16 protein-coding genes are annotated in these 19,675 nt (G+C 66.8%); 9 read left to right on the top strand and 7 right to left on the bottom strand.

Annotation, left to right across the window (positions count from 1 at the left end; genetic code table 11):
• Positions 1 to 51 precede the first annotated feature (51 nt).
• Positions 52 to 735 carry a transcriptional repressor LexA gene (lexA, locus tag FFS68_RS07675; protein WP_137752588.1) on the top strand — a complete coding sequence of 228 codons (684 nt, stop codon included), beginning with the start codon at positions 52 to 54 and terminating at the stop codon, positions 733 to 735.
• Here lexA and FFS68_RS07680 read toward each other — a convergent pair.
• Positions 689 to 2,848 carry a ComEC/Rec2 family competence protein gene (locus tag FFS68_RS07680; protein WP_137752589.1) on the bottom strand — a complete coding sequence of 720 codons (2,160 nt, stop codon included), beginning with the start codon at positions 2,846 to 2,848 and terminating at the stop codon, positions 689 to 691. The two genes, lexA and FFS68_RS07680, sit on opposite strands and share 47 nt — an antisense overlap.
• 58 nt (positions 2,849 to 2,906) lie before the next feature.
• Here FFS68_RS07680 and gltX point away from each other — a divergent pair, with 58 nt between their 5' ends.
• Both gltX and FFS68_RS07690 read left to right on the top strand, forming a co-directional pair.
• Positions 2,907 to 4,361, top strand: a complete 1,455-nt coding sequence (gene gltX / locus FFS68_RS07685) for a glutamate--tRNA ligase (RefSeq protein ID WP_137752590.1) — start codon at positions 2,907 to 2,909, stop codon at positions 4,359 to 4,361.
• 38 nt (positions 4,362 to 4,399) lie between these two features.
• The gene (locus FFS68_RS07690; RefSeq protein ID WP_137752591.1) at positions 4,400 to 5,686 is read left to right on the top strand and encodes a citrate synthase; all 1,287 of its coding nucleotides are present in this window, start codon (positions 4,400 to 4,402) and stop codon (positions 5,684 to 5,686) included.
• A 219-nt stretch (positions 5,687 to 5,905) separates the two neighbouring features.
• Here FFS68_RS07690 and FFS68_RS07695 read toward each other — a convergent pair whose 3' ends face one another.
• The 3 genes from FFS68_RS07695 to FFS68_RS07705 are packed head-to-tail and all read right to left on the bottom strand — an operon-like array spanning position 5,906 to position 9,481.
• On the bottom strand, positions 5,906 to 7,288 hold the full coding sequence (locus FFS68_RS07695; protein WP_137752592.1) for a HAMP domain-containing sensor histidine kinase: 1,383 nt from the start codon (positions 7,286 to 7,288) through the stop codon (positions 5,906 to 5,908).
• Positions 7,285 to 8,208, bottom strand: coding sequence for a hypothetical protein (locus FFS68_RS07700; RefSeq protein ID WP_137752593.1), 924 nt, complete (start codon positions 8,206 to 8,208; stop codon positions 7,285 to 7,287). Before FFS68_RS07700 ends, FFS68_RS07695 begins: the two co-directional genes overlap by 4 nt.
• 58 nt (positions 8,209 to 8,266) lie before the next feature.
• On the bottom strand, positions 8,267 to 9,481 hold the full coding sequence (locus FFS68_RS07705) for a hypothetical protein (protein WP_137752594.1): 1,215 nt from the start codon (positions 9,479 to 9,481) through the stop codon (positions 8,267 to 8,269).
• A gap of 107 nt (positions 9,482 to 9,588) precedes the next feature.
• Between FFS68_RS07705 and FFS68_RS07710 the strand changes: the two genes are divergently transcribed.
• From FFS68_RS07710 to FFS68_RS07720, 3 genes are all read left to right on the top strand, one after another.
• Positions 9,589 to 10,296 carry an SDR family NAD(P)-dependent oxidoreductase gene (locus FFS68_RS07710; RefSeq protein WP_137752595.1) on the top strand — a complete coding sequence of 236 codons (708 nt, stop codon included), beginning with the start codon at positions 9,589 to 9,591 and terminating at the stop codon, positions 10,294 to 10,296.
• Between the two features lie 82 nt (positions 10,297 to 10,378).
• Positions 10,379 to 13,129 carry a DNA gyrase subunit A gene (gene gyrA / locus FFS68_RS07715; protein WP_137752596.1) on the top strand — a complete coding sequence of 917 codons (2,751 nt, stop codon included), beginning with the start codon at positions 10,379 to 10,381 and terminating at the stop codon, positions 13,127 to 13,129.
• Complete coding sequence (locus tag FFS68_RS07720; protein WP_137752597.1) at positions 13,126 to 13,434, top strand: DUF952 domain-containing protein; 309 nt, start codon at positions 13,126 to 13,128, stop codon at positions 13,432 to 13,434. Before gyrA ends, FFS68_RS07720 begins: the two co-directional genes overlap by 4 nt.
• Before the next feature lie 239 nt (positions 13,435 to 13,673).
• Here FFS68_RS07720 and FFS68_RS07725 read toward each other — a convergent pair whose 3' ends face one another.
• Positions 13,674 to 14,234, bottom strand: a complete 561-nt coding sequence (locus FFS68_RS07725) for a peroxiredoxin (protein ID WP_137752598.1) — start codon at positions 14,232 to 14,234, stop codon at positions 13,674 to 13,676.
• A 113-nt stretch (positions 14,235 to 14,347) separates the two neighbouring features.
• Here FFS68_RS07725 and FFS68_RS07730 point away from each other — a divergent pair, with 113 nt between their 5' ends.
• Positions 14,348 to 15,190, top strand: a complete 843-nt coding sequence (locus FFS68_RS07730; RefSeq protein ID WP_137752599.1) for a TauD/TfdA family dioxygenase — start codon at positions 14,348 to 14,350, stop codon at positions 15,188 to 15,190.
• A 449-nt stretch (positions 15,191 to 15,639) separates the two neighbouring features.
• On the opposite strand, the gene FFS68_RS07735 is transcribed toward FFS68_RS07730, so the two are convergent.
• Entirely contained in the window at positions 15,640 to 16,320 is a 681-nt protein-coding gene (locus tag FFS68_RS07735; protein ID WP_137752600.1) for a lysoplasmalogenase, read from the bottom strand.
• A 75-nt stretch (positions 16,321 to 16,395) separates the two neighbouring features.
• On the opposite strand from FFS68_RS07735, the gene trmFO reads away from it, so the two are divergent.
• Positions 16,396 to 17,745 (top strand): methylenetetrahydrofolate--tRNA-(uracil(54)-C(5))-methyltransferase (FADH(2)-oxidizing) TrmFO, encoded by a 1,350-nt coding sequence (gene trmFO / locus FFS68_RS07740; protein ID WP_137752601.1) that lies wholly within the window; start codon positions 16,396 to 16,398, stop codon positions 17,743 to 17,745.
• A gap of 183 nt (positions 17,746 to 17,928) precedes the next feature.
• Here trmFO and FFS68_RS07745 read toward each other — a convergent pair whose 3' ends face one another.
• Positions 17,929 to 18,396, bottom strand: coding sequence for an EF-hand domain-containing protein (locus tag FFS68_RS07745; RefSeq protein ID WP_171003777.1), 468 nt, complete (start codon positions 18,394 to 18,396; stop codon positions 17,929 to 17,931).
• A gap of 138 nt (positions 18,397 to 18,534) precedes the next feature.
• Here FFS68_RS07745 and FFS68_RS07750 point away from each other — a divergent pair, with 138 nt between their 5' ends.
• Positions 18,535 to 19,440, top strand: coding sequence for a hydrogen peroxide-inducible genes activator (locus FFS68_RS07750; protein ID WP_137752602.1), 906 nt, complete (start codon positions 18,535 to 18,537; stop codon positions 19,438 to 19,440).
• Positions 19,441 to 19,675: the final 235 nt, after the last annotated feature.

The raw sequence follows: 19,675 nt of genomic DNA on the forward strand, positions 1-19,675 counted from the left end.
TCCACTATCGTTCTCATTATGTCCGGTTCTGGTCCTGACGGAGGATGATCGATGTTGACCGCAAAGCAGCATGAACTGCTTCACTTCATTCAGCAAAAGCTCGACGCCAGCGGCATTTCGCCGTCGTTCGAAGAGATGAAGGAGGCACTGGGACTGAAATCGAAATCGGGCATACACCGCCTCATAAGTGCTTTGGAAGAAAGGGGTTTTCTTCGCCGTTTACCCAACAGGGCGCGCGCACTCGAAGTCATCAAGGTGCCCGAGGCCGCGAAGTCCGCCGTGCGCAATGATCGCGACAATATCGTCCCGCTGCGCAAGCCCGCCCCCACGATACGGCCGATCGCCGCAAACGACATCGTCGAGGTGCCGCTGCACGGCAAGATCGCCGCGGGCGTACCGATCGAAGCGTTTGAAGAGCATAACAACCTCGCCGTCCCCGCCGCGCTGCTCGGTTCGGGCGAACATTATGCGCTCGAAGTGTCGGGCGACTCGATGGTCGAGGCCGGCATTTTCGACGGCGATTATGCGCTGATCCAGAAAGCCAGCACCGCGCGCGAGGGCGACATCGTCGTCGCGCTCGTCGACGGACAGGACGCAACGCTCAAATATTTCCGCCGCGAAGGCCCGATGATCCGGCTCGACCCGGCGAACAGCGCCTATGAGCCGCAGCGTTACCCCGCCGATCGCGTCATCGTGCAAGGGCGCTTGTCGGGACTGCTTCGTCGTTACCACTAAGCTGCTGCGGCCGCCGCCACGGATGCGCGTCGCCGACGCGCAGCGTGGTGACCGCCGCGGGCCGCTCGCCCAGATACAGCGCCAGCCCGCCGGTCTGGATCAGGCTGTCGCGATCGATTGTCATCCAGCGACCGACACATTCGCGCGGTAGCCAGCGGTCGCTGATCACGACATCGGCGGCGGCGCACGCAGCGGCCATATCGCTGCCCTCGATCTTGTCGCGGCCGCGCGATGCCAGGATGGTGCGGCGATCGGCGCCCTGCCGCTGGCTCCAGCGGCAGAAATCGCGGTTACATTCGACATGGTCGAGATCGGCGAGCGCCGCCAGTGGGGTATCGATCCCCGCGGCTTCGGACAGCGTATCGCGGATATAATCGCCCGCGCGGTCGCGCAGCAGCGCATAGCTGCCATCGGGCATCGCCGCGGCGATATGGCGGCCATCGCCAGTCACCAATATGTCGGGACGCGGCTGGGCGAGCAGCGCGGCCATGCCGACGACCAGCGGCACCGCCCCCCAGCGGCGCCAGCGCGTCTGCCACAGCAGCAGCCACAGCCCGCCGAATATCGCCAGCCCAAAACCCCAGGGCGGAAAGACCGGCAGCGTCGCCACCGCGCCCGGGGCATTGGCGACCGCATGGGCCAGCGCGATCAACGCCTTCAGCGCCTGTTCGGCCACCCACCAAAAGGGCGCGCCGAGCCCGACCGAATCGAACAGCAATGCCAGCGCCTCCATCGGCATGATCACAAAGGTGGTCAGCGGAATCGCGACGACATTGGCGAGCGCCCCGTACAACCCGGCCTTGTGAAAATGGAACAGCGCGATCGGCGCCAGCGCGACCTCGACGACCAACCCGGTCACCAGCAGCCCCGCGATCGCGCGGCCGAACCGGAGCACCCACGCCTCGTCGCGCCGCGCCAGAAAGGCGCGCATCGGGCGGCTTTCGTGGAGCGCGATGATCGCCGTGATCGCCGCGAAACTCAGCTGGAAACTCGGTCCGGCGAGCGATTCGGGCCGCCACAGCAGCACGATCAACGCCCCCGCGGCGACCAGCCGCAACGTCAGCGCCTCGCGCCCCATCAAAAACGCCACCAGCACCAGCAGCGCGGCGATGAACGAGCGCAGCGTCGGCACTTCGGCCCCGGCGAGCAACGTGTAGGCGCCCCCCGCGAGCGCCCCGGCGGCGGCGGCCAGCGGCAGCACATAACCGGCCAACGCAATCCGGCGGCTCAGCGCGAACAGGCGCGACGTCAACAGAAACGCAAAGCCGACCACCGCGGTGACGTGCAGCCCGCTGATCGACAACAGATGCGCCAGACCGCTGCGCCGCATGGCCTCCTCGTCGGCCTCGCTGATCGCGCCGCGGTCGCCGGTGACCAGCGCCGCCGCGATGCCGCCCGCCGACCCGTCGATCTGCCCATGAATATGCGCGCTCAGCCGCGCGCGCAGCGGCGGCGCGGCCACCCCCGAACCCGGCGCGCGCGACACATCGCCCAGCACCGTGCCGACCGCGCCGATGCGATCGAACCACGCGCGCTGCGCAAAATCATAGCCCCCCGGCAGACTCGCGGTCGGCGGCGGCATCAACCGCGCCCGCACACCGATCGTCTCGCCCCCGGCCAGCCCCGCCGCCTGTTCGCTGCCCAGCGTCAGGCGGATACGCGGCGGCAGGTCGGCGCGTGCCTGCGGACGCGCGATGATCCGCACCTGCGCCTTGGCCGGCAACGGCTCGACGCGCTCGACAACCGCCGCAAAGCTGGCGCTGACCGGCGCCGCGAGCACCGGCGCCGCCACCCACAGCGCCCGCCCCCAGATCAGCAGCAGCCCGGCCGCCGTCACCCCGCACCCGATCGCGACGGCGCGGCCGAACCGGCTTTGCCAGCCGATCAGCAGCCCGCCTAGCAACCCGCCCGCCAGCAGGAACAGCAGCCCGACCCAGTGCGCCGCCGCGGGCAGGATGAACCACGCCGCAATCCCGGCGCCAAGCGTGACCGGCAACCACAGCCCGATCCGCTCGCGCTCGGCCTCGAGCCGCGTCTCAACGGTGTCGGCCAGCGCCCGCCGGACGCGGGGCCAGCGCCCGGTAATCGGCGTTTGAAGCTGCCTTGTCGCCATGCTAGGGGCTCCCCGATCGCCGCCGCGCTGCGCGGCAAAGTGAGTGAAAGAGGCCTGGGTGGCAACCGATATTCAAACCAGTTTGACAGAAGCAACCGGCACCGACGTGGTGACGCGCTTCGCGCCCTCGCCCACCGGTTTCCTGCACATCGGCGGCGCGCGCACGGCACTGTTCAACTGGCTGTTCGCGCGTCACCATGGCGGCAAATTCCTGCTACGGATCGAGGATACCGACCGCGCCCGGTCGACCGACGCCGCGATCGACGCGATCATCGACGGGATGCAATGGCTGGGCCTCGACTGGGACGGCGAAACCGTGTTCCAGTTCGCCCGCGCCGACCGCCACGCCGCCGTCGCGGCCGATCTGATGGCCAAGGGCGAGGCCTATCGCTGTTACCTGACCCAGGACGAACTCGCCGCAATGCGCGCCGAAGCGCAGGAAAAGCGCCTGCCCTTTCGTGTCCGCAGCCCGTGGCGCGACCGCGACGACGGCGATCCGTCGGTGCCGCACGTCGTGCGCCTGCGCGCGCCGCAGGATGGCGCCGCGACGATCGCCGACAAGGTGCAAGGCGACGTCACCGTCCAGAACGCCGAACTCGACGATTTCGTGCTGCTGCGCAGCGACGGCACCCCGACCTATATGCTCAGCGTCGTCGTCGACGATAATGACATGGGCGTCACCCACGTCATCCGCGGCGACGATCATCTCAACAACGCCTTCCGCCAACTGGCGTTGATCCGCTCGATGAACTGGCGCGAGCCCGTCTATGCCCATGTGCCGCTGATTCACGGCGCCGACGGCGCGAAGCTGTCGAAGCGCCACGGCGCGCTCGGCGTCGATGCCTATCGCGACGAAATGGGGTATCTGCCCGAAGCGGTGAACAATTATCTGCTGCGCCTCGGCTGGGGCCATGGCGACGACGAGATCATCAGCCGCGAACAGGCGACCGAATGGTTCGATCTCGCCCATGTCGGGCGCTCGCCCTCGCGTTTCGACTTCAAAAAGCTCGAAAATCTCAACGGCCATTATCTGCGCGAGGCCGATGATGCGCGGCTCGCCGGGCTGGTCGCGCCGCGCGTCGAAACGCTCGCTGGCCGCGCGCTGGACGACGCCGAACGCGGCACGCTGACGCGCGCCATGGAATCGCTCAAACCCCGCGCCAAGACGCTGGACGAGATTGCCTACGGCGCGATGTTCCTGTTTCAGGTCGATCCGTTGCCGGTGGACGAAAAGGCTGCCGAGGTGCTAAAGGCCGCGCCCGAAGGCTTGCTGGCTGCCGTGACGCAGCGGCTGCGCGGGCTGAACCAATGGACGATAGAAGAGCTGGACGCCGCCGTGCGGGCCGAAGCCGAAGCCGCCGAACTGGGGCTCGGCAAATTGGCTGGCCCTTTACGCGCTGCCCTAACCGGCCGGACCGTTTCCCCAGGGATTTTCGACGTGCTGTTGCTGCTCGGGCGTGATGTCAGTCTGGCCCGACTTGACGCAGCGCAACAACATCCGGCAGGGGCGTAGCCACGCTCTCTCCTCGCCGCCAGAACAGGGAAAAATATATGACCGACCAGCCCGCAAAAATCACCCTGGGCGACAAGATCGTCGAAAGCCCGGTCTTGTCGGGCACGATCGGTCCCGATGTCGTCGACATCCGCAAATTCTATGCCCAGACCGGTGCCTTTACCTACGATCCGGGCTTCACCTCGACCGCGAGCTGCGAATCGCAGATCACCTATATCGACGGCGACGAGGGTGTGCTGCTCCACCGCGGCTACGCGATCGGCGACCTCGCCGAAAATTCCAGCTTCATGGAAACCTGTTACCTGCTGCTCAACGGCGAACTGCCGAACGCGGCCGAACTGGCCGATTTCGACAACACGATCACCCGCCACACGATGCTGCACGAACAGCTCGCAACCTTTTACCGCGGCTTCCGCCGCGATGCGCATCCGATGGCGATCATGTGCGGCGTCGTCGGCGCGCTCAGCGCTTTTTATCATGATTCGACCGAGATCCACGATCCGCACCAGCGGATGATCGCCAGCCACCGGCTGATCGCCAAAATGCCGACGATCGCCGCGATGGCGTATAAATATTCGGTCGGCCAGCCGTTCGTCTATCCCGACAATTCGCTCAGCTACACCGGCAATTTCCTGCGCATGACCTTTGGCGTTCCCGCCGAGGAATATGTCGTCAACCCGGTCGTCGAGCGCGCGCTCGACCGCATCTTCATCCTCCACGCCGATCATGAGCAGAACGCGTCGACCTCGACCGTTCGCCTCGCCGGTTCGTCGGGCGCCAATCCCTTCGCGTGCATCGCGGCGGGCATCGCATGCCTGTGGGGTCCGGCGCACGGCGGCGCCAACGAAGCGGCGCTCAACATGCTGCGCGAAATCGGCCGCCCCGAACGCATCCCCGAATATATCGCGCGCGCCAAGGACAAGGACGATCCGTTCCGCCTGATGGGCTTTGGCCACCGCGTCTATAAGAACTACGACCCGCGCGCGACGGTGATGCAGAAGACCGTGCGCGAAGTGTTCGAAGCGCTCAAGGTCAACGACCCGGTGTTCGAAGTCGCGCTGCAGCTCGAGGAAATGGCGCTCAGCGATCCCTATTTCGTCGAGAAGAAGCTGTTCCCGAACGTCGATTTCTATTCGGGTGTCATCCTGTCGGCGATCGGCTTCCCGACGACGATGTTCACCGCGCTGTTCGCGCTGGCCCGCACCGTCGGCTGGGTTGCGCAGTGGAACGAGATGATCTCCGACCCCGCCCAGAAAATCGGCCGCCCGCGCCAGCTGTACACCGGCCCGGCACCGCGAGACTATGTGCCGGTGGGTCAGCGCTGATCGGGCCTAAAACTAAAAACGAAAAAGGGGGCCTAAACGGCCCCCCTTTTTTTGTGATGCGCGGTTTCGACCAGTTGCAACCCTACACTGTCGTCTTCCCGGACTTGATCCGGGATCCATCCGCCCTCGCAGTATAGGGCAGTGCAAGGGGTCACGGACCCCGGATCAAGTCCGGGATGACGAAGATATGAGAGCAGTTCAACACCCTTAAGTCGCCGCCTACCCCACATCCCGCGCCGGCAGGCTCAGCGTAAACCGCGCCCCCTGCCCCGGCGCGCTATCCACCGTCAGATCGCCGTCCATCGCCCGCGCCAGCCGCCGTGCAATATACAGCCCCAGCCCCGAACCGCCGCTGTCGGTGCGGCCCAGCCGCTCGAATTTCTCGAACACCACCGCCTGTTGTTCGGCGTCGATCCCCTGCCCCTGGTCGGCAACCGTCACCATCGCCCGGTCATCCTCGCGGTCGACGCGGATCCAGATTTGCGAATGGTCCGGCGAATAGCGGATCGCGTTGCCCAGCAGGTTGAGCAGCACCTGCAACACGCGGCGGAACTCGCCCGTCGCGGGCGCCTTGTCGTCGGTGCGCGGGGCATCGATGCGGATGCCCTTTTCCTCGGCCTTCATGCCGAGCAGGCCGACCGCGCGGCGCGCCAGATCGCCCAGATCGATTTCGTCGGCGGCGGCCTTGAACCCCGGGCGCTCGATATTCTGCAGATCGGCCAGATCGTCGACCAGTCCCAGCAAATGCCGTCCGGCATGGGCAATGTCGCCCGCGTAGCGGGCATAATCGGCGCGGATCGGGCCATCGAACTGGCCCGAGATCGTCTCGGCGGTCGCGATGATCCGGCTGAGCGGCCCGCGCAGCGCGCCGTCGATGCGGCGACCGAATTGCGGGTCGGACAGCGGCAACGAGCCGAACGCGGGATCGACCAGCACGGCGGCGGGCACCGAGTCGGCCGCCGCGTCACCGTCGGCCACCACCGCCGCACCGCGAAACCCGGTGAAGCGCCCGACCGCATCGAACAGCGCGTCGCCCGACAGTGTCATCGCCAGCCGTCCGGCGGGGGCATCGGCCTGTACATGCTGGCCGTCGAAACGCGATTGCCGCGCCAGCGCGCGCAGCACCGGAAAACGGCCGTCGCCGTCGGGTTGCAGCTCGAACAATTCGGACAGCGAGCGCCCTTCCCAATCGGCGGGGACCGGCGGCGTGTCGGGCGCGGCGCGCAAGGCGACCACCCGCAATTGCTGGTCGCACTCCCACGTCCAGCCGTGCGGGATCACGATATTATCGGCGATCGCCGGAATCTGCGGCTGCGCCACCGGGCGCGTGCGCCAGTCGCTGATCTCGAGACTGGCGCCATCGGCGTCGGGGATGATCCGGACAAGCGCGTGAATATCGCTATGGTCGTCGGCGGCGTGCAGCGGACGGCTGATATCGCGGTGCAGCCGCTGCGCCAGCGCGACCAGCCGCGCCAGATGCGGCAGCGCCAGCGGCTTGCCCAGCCCCGCGCCCGCGCGCTGTTGCAACCGCAGCAGCGGCGCGTCGGCGCTGACCAGCGCGCCGGACCGGTCGATCCGGCCGCGGACGACCCGCTCGCTCATCGCGTGATCCGCCCCGGAGCCAGCATCTCGCCATAATCGCGCGCGCTGTCGTCGGAGACCGCGCGCGACGGCAACATCGCCAGCGACGCTTCGAGCGGCGCCAGCGCGGTGCGATCGAGGTGCAGCGGCGCGAGCAGCGACGGCAGTGCGGCGGTCTCTGCCGTCAGCAACGCCAGCGCCATATCGTCATAACTGCGGCGATGCGCCGCGGCGGCGAGCGCGATCAGCGTCGGCCAGTCGTGCCGCGCGATCGCCTGTCCTGCGGCCTCGGACAGTCCCGCGCCCAAAATCTTGTGATAAGCGGCGCCCGCGTCGGCAATGCCGCGCCCCTCAGTCTGGCGTTCGGTAGCAACGCGCACCGCTTCGCCCAGTTCGGCTGCGCGTGCTTGATACTGGCTGACCTCGGCCAGCCGCCACGCCGCGATGTCGAGCAGCAGCGCGCGAAAAACCGCGCCGTCAAGATCGGCAATGGCCAGCGCGGGGTGGCCTAGCGCATCGAAGCGGCGGCGATCGGCGATCTGCAACGCCAGATAGGCGCGATCGATGTCGGATAGCGGCGTACCGACCGACGGCGCATCGGCGCCCGCCTCGTCAGCGTCGGGCAGGATCGGCGGCGGGCTGCTGCGCTGCGCCGACAGGTCGCGCCAGCGATGCTCCTCGGCGCGCGCGAAACAGAGGCGCGCCAGCCGATCGGCGCCTGGCAATCCGCCGCGCAGCCATTCGCGCCACAAACCCTCGGTGTCGATGCTGCGATCGAGCCGCTCCGCCACATCGACGACCAGCCGACGCGCGATGCCCAGCGACAGCGCGCGCTGCTCCTCGGTCAACCGCCCCACCGCGGGCGCCGCCAGATAGTCGGCAAGCTCGCGCAAACGCGCGGACAGCGGATCGATGCCGGACGAGGAGACGGAGTCAGTCATGCACGATCGCGGATAGCAGGATGGCGTTAATACGCGCTAAACCTTGAAGCGCTTTGTTTTAGCGCGCTTCCGGGCGCCGCGCCAACCGCAGCCAGACCAGAATCTGGAGCAGCGCGAGCAGCGGCAGGATCGCGAACATCAGCGACGCAAAGCCGAACAACAGCGCCGGTGCCAGCATGATCCACGCCTGATCGGCATCGGGCAGCAGCCAGTGGAAGCGCCGCCGCTCGCCCGAATCCTCGTACAGCGCCCGCGCGAGCAGGATCGTCGCGGCCAGGCATGGCGCCAAGGCGGCCTCGGAAAACAAGGGCATCCGATGCCCCGGCCCCGCCAGCGACACCAGCCACGGGAAAACTGCAAGCAAGACCCACGCAAAGGTGCGGATGACGTCGCGCACCCGGTCCTGCGCCGCGCTTTCGGCGCGGAAGGCCGACAGGAAGCGCATCGCGGTCAGGCCAAACCCGCCGACGATCGCGACCAGCGCCCCCGCCGCCGCCAGCCCGCTCGCCGCCAGCGCCGCTACCGCCAGCCACAACGCCGCGGTGATATAGGGGAGAGTCCGCGCCGTCGTCGGCGATTTGACCAGCAGCGGTCCGGCAAGCCGGATCAGCGGCATCATGATCGCCGACCGCCCGAACCCCATTCCGCCATATTCAACCTGTTGCAGGCTCGATTGCTCGATCAGCGCCGCGGTTGGCCGATCGGTGACGATCGCGATCTCGCCCTGTTCGAACAACGCCGGTTCGCAATAGAGCCGCCGCGCGCCCGATTGCACCGCCAGCCGCAGCAGGGTGAGCATCATGTCCCATTCGCCCGGCATCGCCGCGAGTTCGGCGACCATCGGCTCCGAAATGCTAGCCAGCCCGCCCCAGCGCCGCGTTGCATCGATGCGTTCAAAGCCCTGCGTCAGCGGCGTGTCGCCGGTGACGAGGATCGCGGGCGCCCCAGGCTTGGCGATCGCAGCATAATGCGTCCCGCCCGCCCGCAGCCCGTCGGACACCAGAATGATGCGGTCGTCGCCCTGCACCAGGCCCATCAGGTCGGCGGCGGCGCGCACCGGGGTCACTTTCAGCCCGCGGCGGCGGATCCGGTCACAGGTGGCGAGCAGGTCGGCGGGAAGCGCTGCGACCGCGACCGCGACATGCGTCACCCCGACGTCCGCGAGCCGCGCTGCCTGCCGCTCGATCAGCGTTTCGCCGGCGACGGTGACGAGCGCGCGCAGCCCGCCGTCGGGCAAGACTTCGCTGGCGCCGATCAGCGCAATCAGAGCCATCGGCGGGCGCGATGATGTTGAGACGTCACGGCTCACCGTCATATGGCGCCGCACCGGTTTGGCAAGCATGCTTGTCGGGCCGCGGCGGGGCGTGATACGCCGCCCGCGTGACAGATCGCGGATCGGCCATCATCATCGGCGCTTCGGGCGGCATCGGCGCCGCGCTTGCCGGCGCGCTGCAAGCCGAGGGACGCCATGACGTCATCCACCGCTTCGCCCGCGCGCTGCCTGCCCCGCACCACATCGACCTCACCGACGAGGCCTCGGTCGCGGCCGCCGCGGCGTTCGTCCGCGATGGTGGCCCGGCGCCGCGATTGGTAATCGTCGCCACCGGCCTCCTTCACGCCAGCGACCACCGCCCCGAACGTGCGCTGGCCGACATCGATCCCGACTGGATGGCGCGCAATTTTGCGGTCAACACGATCGGCCCCGCCCTGATCGCCAAATATTTCCTGCCGCTGCTGCCCCGCCGCGGGCGCACGGTATTCGCGGCGCTGTCGGCGCGGGTCGGCAGCATCGGCGATAACCGCAGCGGCGGCTGGTACAGCTATCGCGCCGCGAAAGCCGCGCTCAACCAGCTGGTGCGCGGCTTTGCGATCGCTGAGGCGCGGCGCAACCCCGATGCGGTCGTCGTCGCGCTGCATCCCGGTACCGTCGACACCGGCCTGTCGGCGCCCTTCCAGCGCGGCGTGCCCGCCGAAAAGCTGATCGCGCCGCCCGCCGCCGCCGCCAATCTGCTGCGCGTGTTGGGCGCGCTGACACCCGCCCAAACCGGCCGGATTTTCGCGTGGGACGGCAGCGAAATCATTCCCTGAAAACCCACCGAATCGCTGGCATTTCCCGCCACCGTCGGCTAGGTAAAAATCACCTCCCGAAAAGCAGAAAAAAGGCCGGGTCTTGACCGAAGAAAATACGCCGACGCCGCCGTCCGAAGACGGTATTTCGCCGATCAATATCGTCGACGAAATGAAGACAAGCTACCTCGATTACGCGATGAGCGTGATCGTCAGCCGCGCGCTGCCCGACGTGCGCGATGGCCTGAAGCCGGTGCACCGGCGCATCCTCTATTCGGCGTTTGAAAGCGGCTATGTCGCGGGCCGCCCCTATCGCAAATCGGCGCGTATCGTCGGTGACGTCATGGGTAAATATCACCCGCACGGCGACAGCTCGATCTACGACGCGCTGGCGCGCATGACGCAGGACTGGTCGATGAGCGTGCCGCTCGTCGAGGGTCAGGGCAATTTCGGCTCAATGGACCCCGATCCGCCGGCGGCGATGCGCTACACCGAATCGCGCCTGGCCAAGGTCGCGAACACCCTGCTCGGCGATCTCGACAAGGACACCGTCGACTTCCAGCCCAATTACGACGGGTCCGAATCCGAACCGACCGTCCTGCCCGCGCGCTACCCCAATCTGCTCGTCAACGGCGCCGGCGGCATCGCGGTCGGCATGGCGACCAACATCCCGCCGCACAATCTGGGCGAAGTGATCAACGCGACGCTCGCGACGATCGACAACCCCGAAATCACCCTCGACGAACTGATGGCGATCATCCCCGGTCCCGATTTCCCGACCGGCGCGCTGATGCTGGGTCAGGGCGGGGCGCGCAATGCTTACGCCACCGGCCGCGGCTCGGTGATGATGCGCGCGACGCATATCATCGAAGAAGGCAGGAACGACCGCCAGTCGATTGTTTTGACGTCGATTCCGTTCCAGGTCGGCAAGTCGGGACTGGTCGAGAAGATCGCCGAAGCGGCGCGCGACAAGCGCATCGAGGGTGTTTCCGACATCCGCGACGAATCGAACCGCGAGGGCGTCCGCGTCGTCATCGAACTGAAGCGCGACGCGACCGCTGAGGTCGTGCTCAACCAGCTGTGGCGCCACACGCCGGCGCAGTCGAGCTTCCCCGCCAACATGCTCGCGATCCGCGGCGGCCGCCCCGAAATGATGGGGCTGAAAACGATCCTGTCGGCGTTCATCGACTTCCGCGAGGAAGTGATCACCCGCCGCTGCAAGTTCGAACTGAACAAGGCGCGCGACCGCGCCCACATCTTGCTCGGCCTCGTCGTCGCGGTGAGCAATCTCGACGAAGTCGTCCGCATCATCCGCGGTTCGTCCAGTCCCGCGGCGGCACGCGAAGCGCTGCTGACGCGCGAATGGCCGATCGGTGACATCGCCCCCTATATCCGCCTCGTCGAAGCAATCGACGGCGAGCTCGACGCCAGCGCGAGCTATCGTCTGTCCGAAGTGCAGGTGAAGGCAATCCTCGACCTCCGCCTGCACCGCCTCACCGCACTCGGCCGTGATGAAATCGGCAAGGAACTTAAGGAACTGGCGAACGAAATTGAGGAACTGCTGAGCATCCTCGCCAACCGCGACAAGCTGATCGCGGTGATGCGCGACGAGCTGATCGCGGTGCGCGACGAATTCGCCAAGCCGCGCCGCACCCTCCTCGCCCCCGCCGCCGACGGCATCGACGACGAAGATCTGATCGAGCGCGAGGAGATGGTCGTTACCGTCACCCTCGACGGCTATATCAAGCGCACCACCCTCGACAGCTTCCGCGCCCAGCGCCGCGGCGGCAAGGGCCGCGCCGGCATGGCGACGAAGGACGAGGATGTCGTCACCGAAATGTTCGTCACCTCGACGCACACCCCGGTGCTGTTCTTCTCGACCCTCGGCAAAGTGTACCGCATGAAAGTGTGGCGCCTGCCCGAAGGCGGCCCCGCGACGCGCGGCCGCCCGATGGTCAACCTGCTGCCGCTCGGCAAGGACGAGACGATCTCGACCGTTCTTCCACTGCCCGAGGACGAGACCGAGTGGGGCAAGCTCCACGTCATGTTCGCAACGGCGAAGGGCAGCGTGCGCCGCAACAGCATGGACGCCTTCACCAACGTGCCTTCGAACGGCAAGATCGCGATGAAGTTCGAGGGCGAGGACGAGGATGACCGGCTGATCGGCGTCGCCTTGCTCGACGAGAGCGACGATGTCCTGCTCGCGACGCGCCAGGGCAAGGCGATCCGGTTTGCCGGCGACGACGTCCGCGAATTCCAGAGCCGCAATTCGACCGGGGTGCGCGGCATGCGCCTCGCCGCAGGCGACGAGGTCATCTCGCTGTCGATCCTCCACCGCGTCGGCACGACCGGCGACGAGCGCGAAGCCTATCTGCGCGCCGCGCCGTGGAAGGATAATGAGAACGCCCCGACCCTGCCCGCCGACCGCATGGAAGAGCTCGCCGCGCGCGAACAGTTCATCCTGACCGTCTGCGCCAACGGCTATGGCAAGCTGTCGTCGGCCTATGAATATCGCCGCACCGGTCGCGGGGGTCAGGGCATCACCAACATCGACAATATCGCGCGCAACGGCCTGGTCGTCGCCAGCTTCCCCGCCACCAAATTGCATCAGCTGATGCTGGTCACCGATCAGGCGAAGCTGATCCGCATGGGGCTCGATTCGATGCGCGTCATCGGCCGCGGTTCGGCGGGCGTCCGCCTGTTCGACGTGGCGAACAACGAACATGTCGTGTCGGCGGCCCTGATCGAGGACAGCGACGAGGAGGAAGTCGAAGGCGTCGAAAACACCGCGGGCGAAGGCAGCGCGGGCGACACCCCCGACGCCGAAACCCCGACCGAGGCCCCGTCCGAATGACCGCCTCGACCGCCTTCAAGGTGCTGACCCAGCAGCAATGGGCCGATTTCGAACGCGAACGCGTGTTCCGCGGCGCCCCGGTCGACATCGCCGACGGCTATATCCACCTGTCGACCGATGAGCAGCTAGAGAGCACGATCTCCAAGCATTTCGCGGGCCAGTCCCCGCTGATGATCGCCGAGGTCGACCTGATCCTCCTCGGCGACGCGATCCGCTGGGAAGAAGCGCGCGGCGGCGACCTGTTCCCGCACCTGTATGCCGAACTGCCGATCCACGCGGTGGTGAGTTTGCAGAAGCGGGACTAGGCCCAAACCCGTCCGTTCTTCGTCACCGCGGGCTGTAGCCGTAGCCCCGGAGAGGCGTTGCCGAGCGGATGTCTGCTTTGGGGTGAGGAGCCGCCGCCGACTTCCCCACTATCGTCATCCCGGGCTTGACCCGGGATCCATGACGACAGCGCGGCTATGGATCCCGGATCAAGCCCGGGATGACGATGAAGAAGATATCCCCCCCCTGCGGCGAAGCCATGGGGAGGATCAAAATCCGATCAACGGCGCTTCGCCTTCCACGCCCGCACCGCCGCCATCGTCTTTTCGATGTGGGCCTGCGGCTTGGGATCGGTATAGCTCAGCAATATGGTGCCGTTCGGCGCGATGACATAGGACGTCCGGCTGGAGAGCATCGTCTGATTGGCGCCGCGCACCGCGGTGTCATATTTTGCCGCAACCCTGGCGCCGGGGTCGGCGGCGACGGCGAATTTGTCGCGGCATTCGGACTTGGAAAATTCGGCGACGCGGTGGATATTGCCCGCGGTCACCCCGACGACGCGTGCGCCCAGCCGACCGAAATCATCACTCGCTTCGGCGAACAGATGCGCTTCCAGCGTGCACCCGGGGGTAAAGGCGGCGGGGAAGAAGTAGAGGACGAGCGGCCCCTTCTTCAGCGTCTGTTTCAGCGACAGGCTGAACGGCTTGCCGCCCTGCGCAGCGTTCAATGTGAAATCGGGCGCCTTCGCGCCTTTTTGCAGCGCGGCGATTCCTGGAACCGAAAGCGACGCGAGCACCACGCCAATTCCCAGCGGCATCGCAATCTTGATCAGGCTTTTCATCGTCTGTCCTCCACGCGGCAGGTCGCCAGAATGAGGAAAAAAGAGGGGCACGTCTAGGGCCCGTACCGAATCGCCCCAATTGACGCCGCCGCCCAACCGGCGCACCTTCCCCCATGACCCTCGGCATCACCCCCAGCGGCCAGTCCTGCGGCGCCCGCGTCACCGGCGTCGACCTGACCCAGCCGCTCGCCCCCGACACCGTCGCCGGAATCCGCGCCGCCTGGCTCGACCACCATGTCCTCGCCTTCCCCGACCAGCGGCTGAGCGACGATGACCTTGAGCGTTTCACCCAATGTTTCGGTGGCTTCGGCGGCGACCCTTTCATCAAACCGATTCCCGGGCGCGACCACATCATCGCGGTCAAGCGCCGCGCCGATGAAACCTCGCCGCTGTTCGCCGAAAACTGGCACAGCGACTGGAGCTTTCAGGCGCGGCCGCCCGCGGGCACCTGCCTTTACGGGATCACCATCCCGCCGGTTGGCGGCAACACCGATTTCTCGAATCAGCACGCCGCGCTGGGTGCGATGCCCGATGCGCTCCGGGCAAAAATCGAGGGTCGCAACGCGATCCACAGCGCGCGCGGCGGCTATGCGCCGTCGGGGATGTATGGCGCGGGCGACAAGGATCGCAGCATGGACATCCGTTCGGGCGAGGAAGCGCTGGCGACCCAGACCCATCCCTTTATCCGCCAGCATCCCGAAACGGGGCGCGAAGGCCTGTTCGGCTGTGCCGGTTACATCATGGGTATCGAGGGCATGGACGATGCCGAGGCGCTGCCGCTGCTCTATGAACTGCTGCAATGGCAGGGCCGCGAGGAATTCCGCTACAGCCATGTCTGGGAGCCCGACATGCTGATCCTATGGGACAATCGCTCGCTGCTCCACCGCGCCACCGGCGGCTACGACGGCCACGACCGCCTGCTCCACCGCACGACGATCGCGGCGTGGGATGGGTAAGGACGCGGGCCGAGGTGCCTGCTCTGGGATGGGGAGCGGACATTGCCGTCTTTGGTTATCCCGGGCCGGGGCCGCGATCCGGTCGGGCCTGCGCCGAGCCATCATGCCAAAGTTCAGCAAAGTTCAGCCTAGTGCAGCGCCCGATTTGTCGTGTTCGGCGGACAGAGGGCGGTCGGATCCTGGCCGTCTCCGGAATCCGGGCGGCGACCGCCTTTGCCTACAAATTGAAAGAGCTGCGATGAAGGCTGGCACAGCGGAATAATGTAGGACAGCGTTTTTTTGAGCGGCGGATGGCAGCTTTGGGGTGGTTACCTGTCATTCGTCATCCCGGACCCTTCGACACGCTCAGGACAGGCTTGATCCGGGATCCACCGCGGCGTTGAAGTCATGGACCCCGGATCAAGTCCGGGGTGACGATCATGGAGAGGTCGCCTTGCGGTCGAAAACGGTCAACCGCGCGCTTCCTTCGCCAGCGTGCTCACCACCCCCCACGCGATCAGCGCCTGCCCGCCGAAATAGAGCGGCCACACCAGCCACAGCGTGACATCCTTGCTCAGCGTGCCGCCCTCACCGGCAAAGATGAACAGGTCGCTGGCGAGGAACGCCATTGCACCGATGCCGGTGCGATAGCGCGGAAAACGGCTGGTCCACGCGGTCGCCGCCATGATCGCCACCCCGCCGGTATAGGCGATCGCCGCGCCCATCAGCGCGGGCTCGGCGCCGCGCGTCAGTCCCCAGGCGATGACCAACGCCAGCGGCACCAGCAGCCATGCCAGCAGCTTTTGCGACCACGTCAGGCGGGGCCGCCGGTTGCGCAGATACAGGATGATCGCGATCAGATGCCCGGTCGCGAACGCCGCCGCCCCCGACAGCATCCCGACCGCGTCGAGCAACCAATCGCCGAGCGCCCCGAATACCAGCACCGCCGCGATCAGCCGCCCGTCGCCGCCGCGCGCATTTACCGCGGCCCAGATTGCGAGCAGGCCGACCCCCGACGCCTTCCACGCCCAGATCGTTGGCCCGTCGAGCCGCATATAGACCGCCGCAAAATAGCTGATCCCGCCGGCCAGCGCCGCCAGCCATAGCCAGCGCGCGCGATCCCAGCTGCCGACCACACCCTGTTCCGTCATGCCCCGCCTCTTTGCATCTTGCCCGCAACGCGCCTACTGCGCGGCGAATTGGTCGCAAGTCAACGGATAGGGTAAATGGCGGAATACGACGTGCACATCATCGGCGGCGGCCTCGCCGGATCCGAAGCCGCCTGGCAGCTCGCCGAGGCGGGCTTTCGCATCCGCCTGTCCGAAATGCGGGGAGGCGGTGACATGACCCCGGCGCATCAGGGCGACGCGCTCGCCGAAATGGTGTGCTCGAACAGCTTTCGCAGCGACGATGGCGACAGCAACGCCGTCGGCCTGCTCCACCGCGAGATGCGGACGCTCGGCTCGATCATCATGCGCGAGGCCGATGTTTACAAGGTGCCCGCGGGTTCGGCGCTTGCGGTCGATCGCGACCTGTTTGCAGGCGGCGTCACCCGCGCGCTGGCCGATCACCCCAATGTTAACATCGTTCGTGAACGCATCGATACGCTGCCCAGCGAAGGCCTGACGATCGTCGCCACCGGCCCGCTGACCGCCGCGGGCCTCGCGTCGAGCATCGGCGCCGCAACCGGCAAGGACGCGCTCGCCTTTTTCGATGCGATCGCCCCGATCGTCTACCGCGACAGCATCGACATGGACATCGCCTGGATGGCCAGCCGCTGGGACAAGGTCGGGCCGATCGGCGACGGCAAGGATTATATCAACTGCCCGATGGACAAGGATCAGTACCACGCCTTCGTCCAAGGGCTGGTCGATGGCGACAAGACCGAGTTCAAGGAATGGGAGACGAGCACCCCCTATTTCGAAGGCTGCATGCCGATCGAGGTGATGGCCGAGCGCGGCCCCGAAACGCTGCGCTTTGGCCCGATGAAGGGCGTCGGGCTCGACAACCCGCGCACCGGGCGCTGGCCCTATGCCGTGGTCCAGTTGCGCCAGGACAATGCGCTCGGCACGTTGTGGAACATGGTCGGTTTTCAGACCAAGCTGAAACATGCGGCGCAGGTCGAGCTGTTCCGCACCATCCCCGGCCTGGAAAAGGCCGAGTTTGCGCGGCTGGGCGGGCTTCATCGCAACAGCTTCATCCGCTCACCCGAATTGCTCGATGCGCAGCTGCGCCTGAAATCGGCGCCACATATCCGCTTTGCGGGACAAATCACCGGCTGCGAAGGCTATGTCGAGAGCGCCGCGATCGGCCTGATCGCCGCGCGCTTTGCCGCCGCCGAACTCGCGGGCCGCGACCTGCCACAGCCGCCGGGCGAAACCGCGCTCGGCGCGCTGCTCGGCCATATCACCGGCGGCGCCGATGCCGCGAGCTATCAGCCGATGAACGTCAACTTCGGCCTCTTCCCGCCGCTCGCCGATGATGTCCGCAAGAAGGATCGCAAGCTGGGATATACGCAGCGCGCGGGTGCGGCGCTCGCGGAGTGGGTGAAGACGGCGGAGGGTGTCGCGGCCTAGCTCCCTTCCCCCTTGATGGGGGAAGGATACGCAGCCTTATCGCGAAGCGATTAGGCGAAGTTGGATGGGGGTGAGGGTGCGTCCTGGCACCGTGGTTTCAGGCCGAGAGCGCACCCCCACCGCTGCGACTAAGCCAGCAAGCTGGCAAGTCTCGCTGCCTCCCCCATCAAGGGGGAGGAAACCTCAACAACTACACTTCGGCCTTGCCGCCCGCTTCGGCGCCGTCGTTGCAAATTCGGCGCGCGTCAGATCGCCCGACCGGTCGCCATCGGCCCCGGCAAATCGCTCGCCGGTTGCCGCCGCCCACTCCTCAAAGGTCAGCAGATTATTGCCGTCCTTGTCGAGCTTGCGAAATGCCGCGGTGCGCGACGCCATCAACTCGACGCGGCTGATCCGATCGTTGCGGTCGCGGTCGAAGCGGTTGAAGCGCCGCTCCTCGCGCGAGGCTTCCTTGGCGGCGGGCAAGACGGGCGGCGGGGCGCCGCGTTTCGGCGCATTCGCGCCCGCCACCGGGATTGCCGCCAGCGCGGGCGGCGGTTCCGGCAGCGCCTCCTCCTCGGCGATCTGGGTATAGCCCGCCCACATGAACAGGCCGCCGGTCAAGAGCAGCGCGCTCGCCACACCGCCGATCAGAAAACGGGAAATCGCCATTCACGCCCCTCCGCCATCACTTGGTGGGACTGGCTATCATAGCGTGATCGATGCCAGCAACAGACGTCACCGATATGGTGACGAATATTTATTGACAGGATTGTTCAAAACTCCGGCCGTCATGGCTATATCCGATCAATGCAAAACTACCTGCCGACCCTCAAGCAGATGCAATATCTTGTCGCGTTGCACGAACATGGCCATTTCGGCCGCGCCGCCGACGCGTGCAACGTCACCCAGTCGACGCTGTCGGCGGGCATCCGCGAGCTTGAGACTTTGCTCGGCCAGACGCTGGTCGAGCGCACCCGCCGCGTCGTGCGCTTTACCGGGCTCGGCAATGCCATCGTTGAAAAGGCGCACCGGGTGCTGCGCGAGGCCGAGGAGCTCGCCGACATGGCGGCGGCCGCCGCGGCGCCGCTGGTCGGTGACCTTCGGATGAGCGTGATCCCGACGATCGCGCCCTTCCTGCTCCCCGGCATGTTGCGGCTGCTGCGCCGCGAGCGACCGGCGCTCAAGCTGTTCCTGCGCGAGGAACCGAGCGCGCAGGCGTGCGAATCGCTGCACCATGGCACCGTCGATTGTGTGCTGCTCGCCCTCCCCTATGGCTGCGGCGATGTCGAAAGCGAGGCGTTGTTCGATGACGCGCTGTTCGTCGCTTTCCCCGGCGACCAGTCCGAAGACCTGCCCGCGATGGTCAGCGCCGACCAGATCGACCCCGCGCAGATGCTGATGCTCGAGGACGGCCATTGCCTGAAGGATCACGTCCTCGCCGCGTGCAACCGCCCCGAACTGCGCGCCGGGGCGCGGATGATGGGGACGTCGCTGCACACGCTGGTCCAGATGGTCGACAACGGCCTTGGCATCACCATGCTGCCGCAGATGGCGATCGAGGCCGGGATCCTCGACCACACCGACATCGACACCCGCCCGCTCGATTCGGACCATGACTGGCGGACGATCGCGCTGGTGTGGCGCAAGGGCAGCCCGCGGGCGGATGAGTTCAAGATGCTGGCGGATATTTTCCGGAAGCATCGGGGGGATTAGTCTTCTCGCCTCCCCCTTTATGGGGGAGGCAGCGAGACTTGGCAGCTTGCTGCCTAGTCGCAGCGGTGGGGGTGCGGTCTCGGCCTGAGATGGACGGTGCAAGGACGCAGCCTCACCCCCATCCAATTCCGCCTAATCGCTTCGCGATAAGGCTCCATATCCTTCCCCCATCAAGGGGGAAGGAGGCTTACCCCCACCGCGCCGCGCGCGCATCGTCCCCCGCCCGCGCCTCGAC

This window comes from Sphingopyxis sp. L1A2A, from assembly GCF_005502465.1.
GTDB lineage: Bacteria > Pseudomonadota > Alphaproteobacteria > Sphingomonadales > Sphingomonadaceae > Sphingopyxis.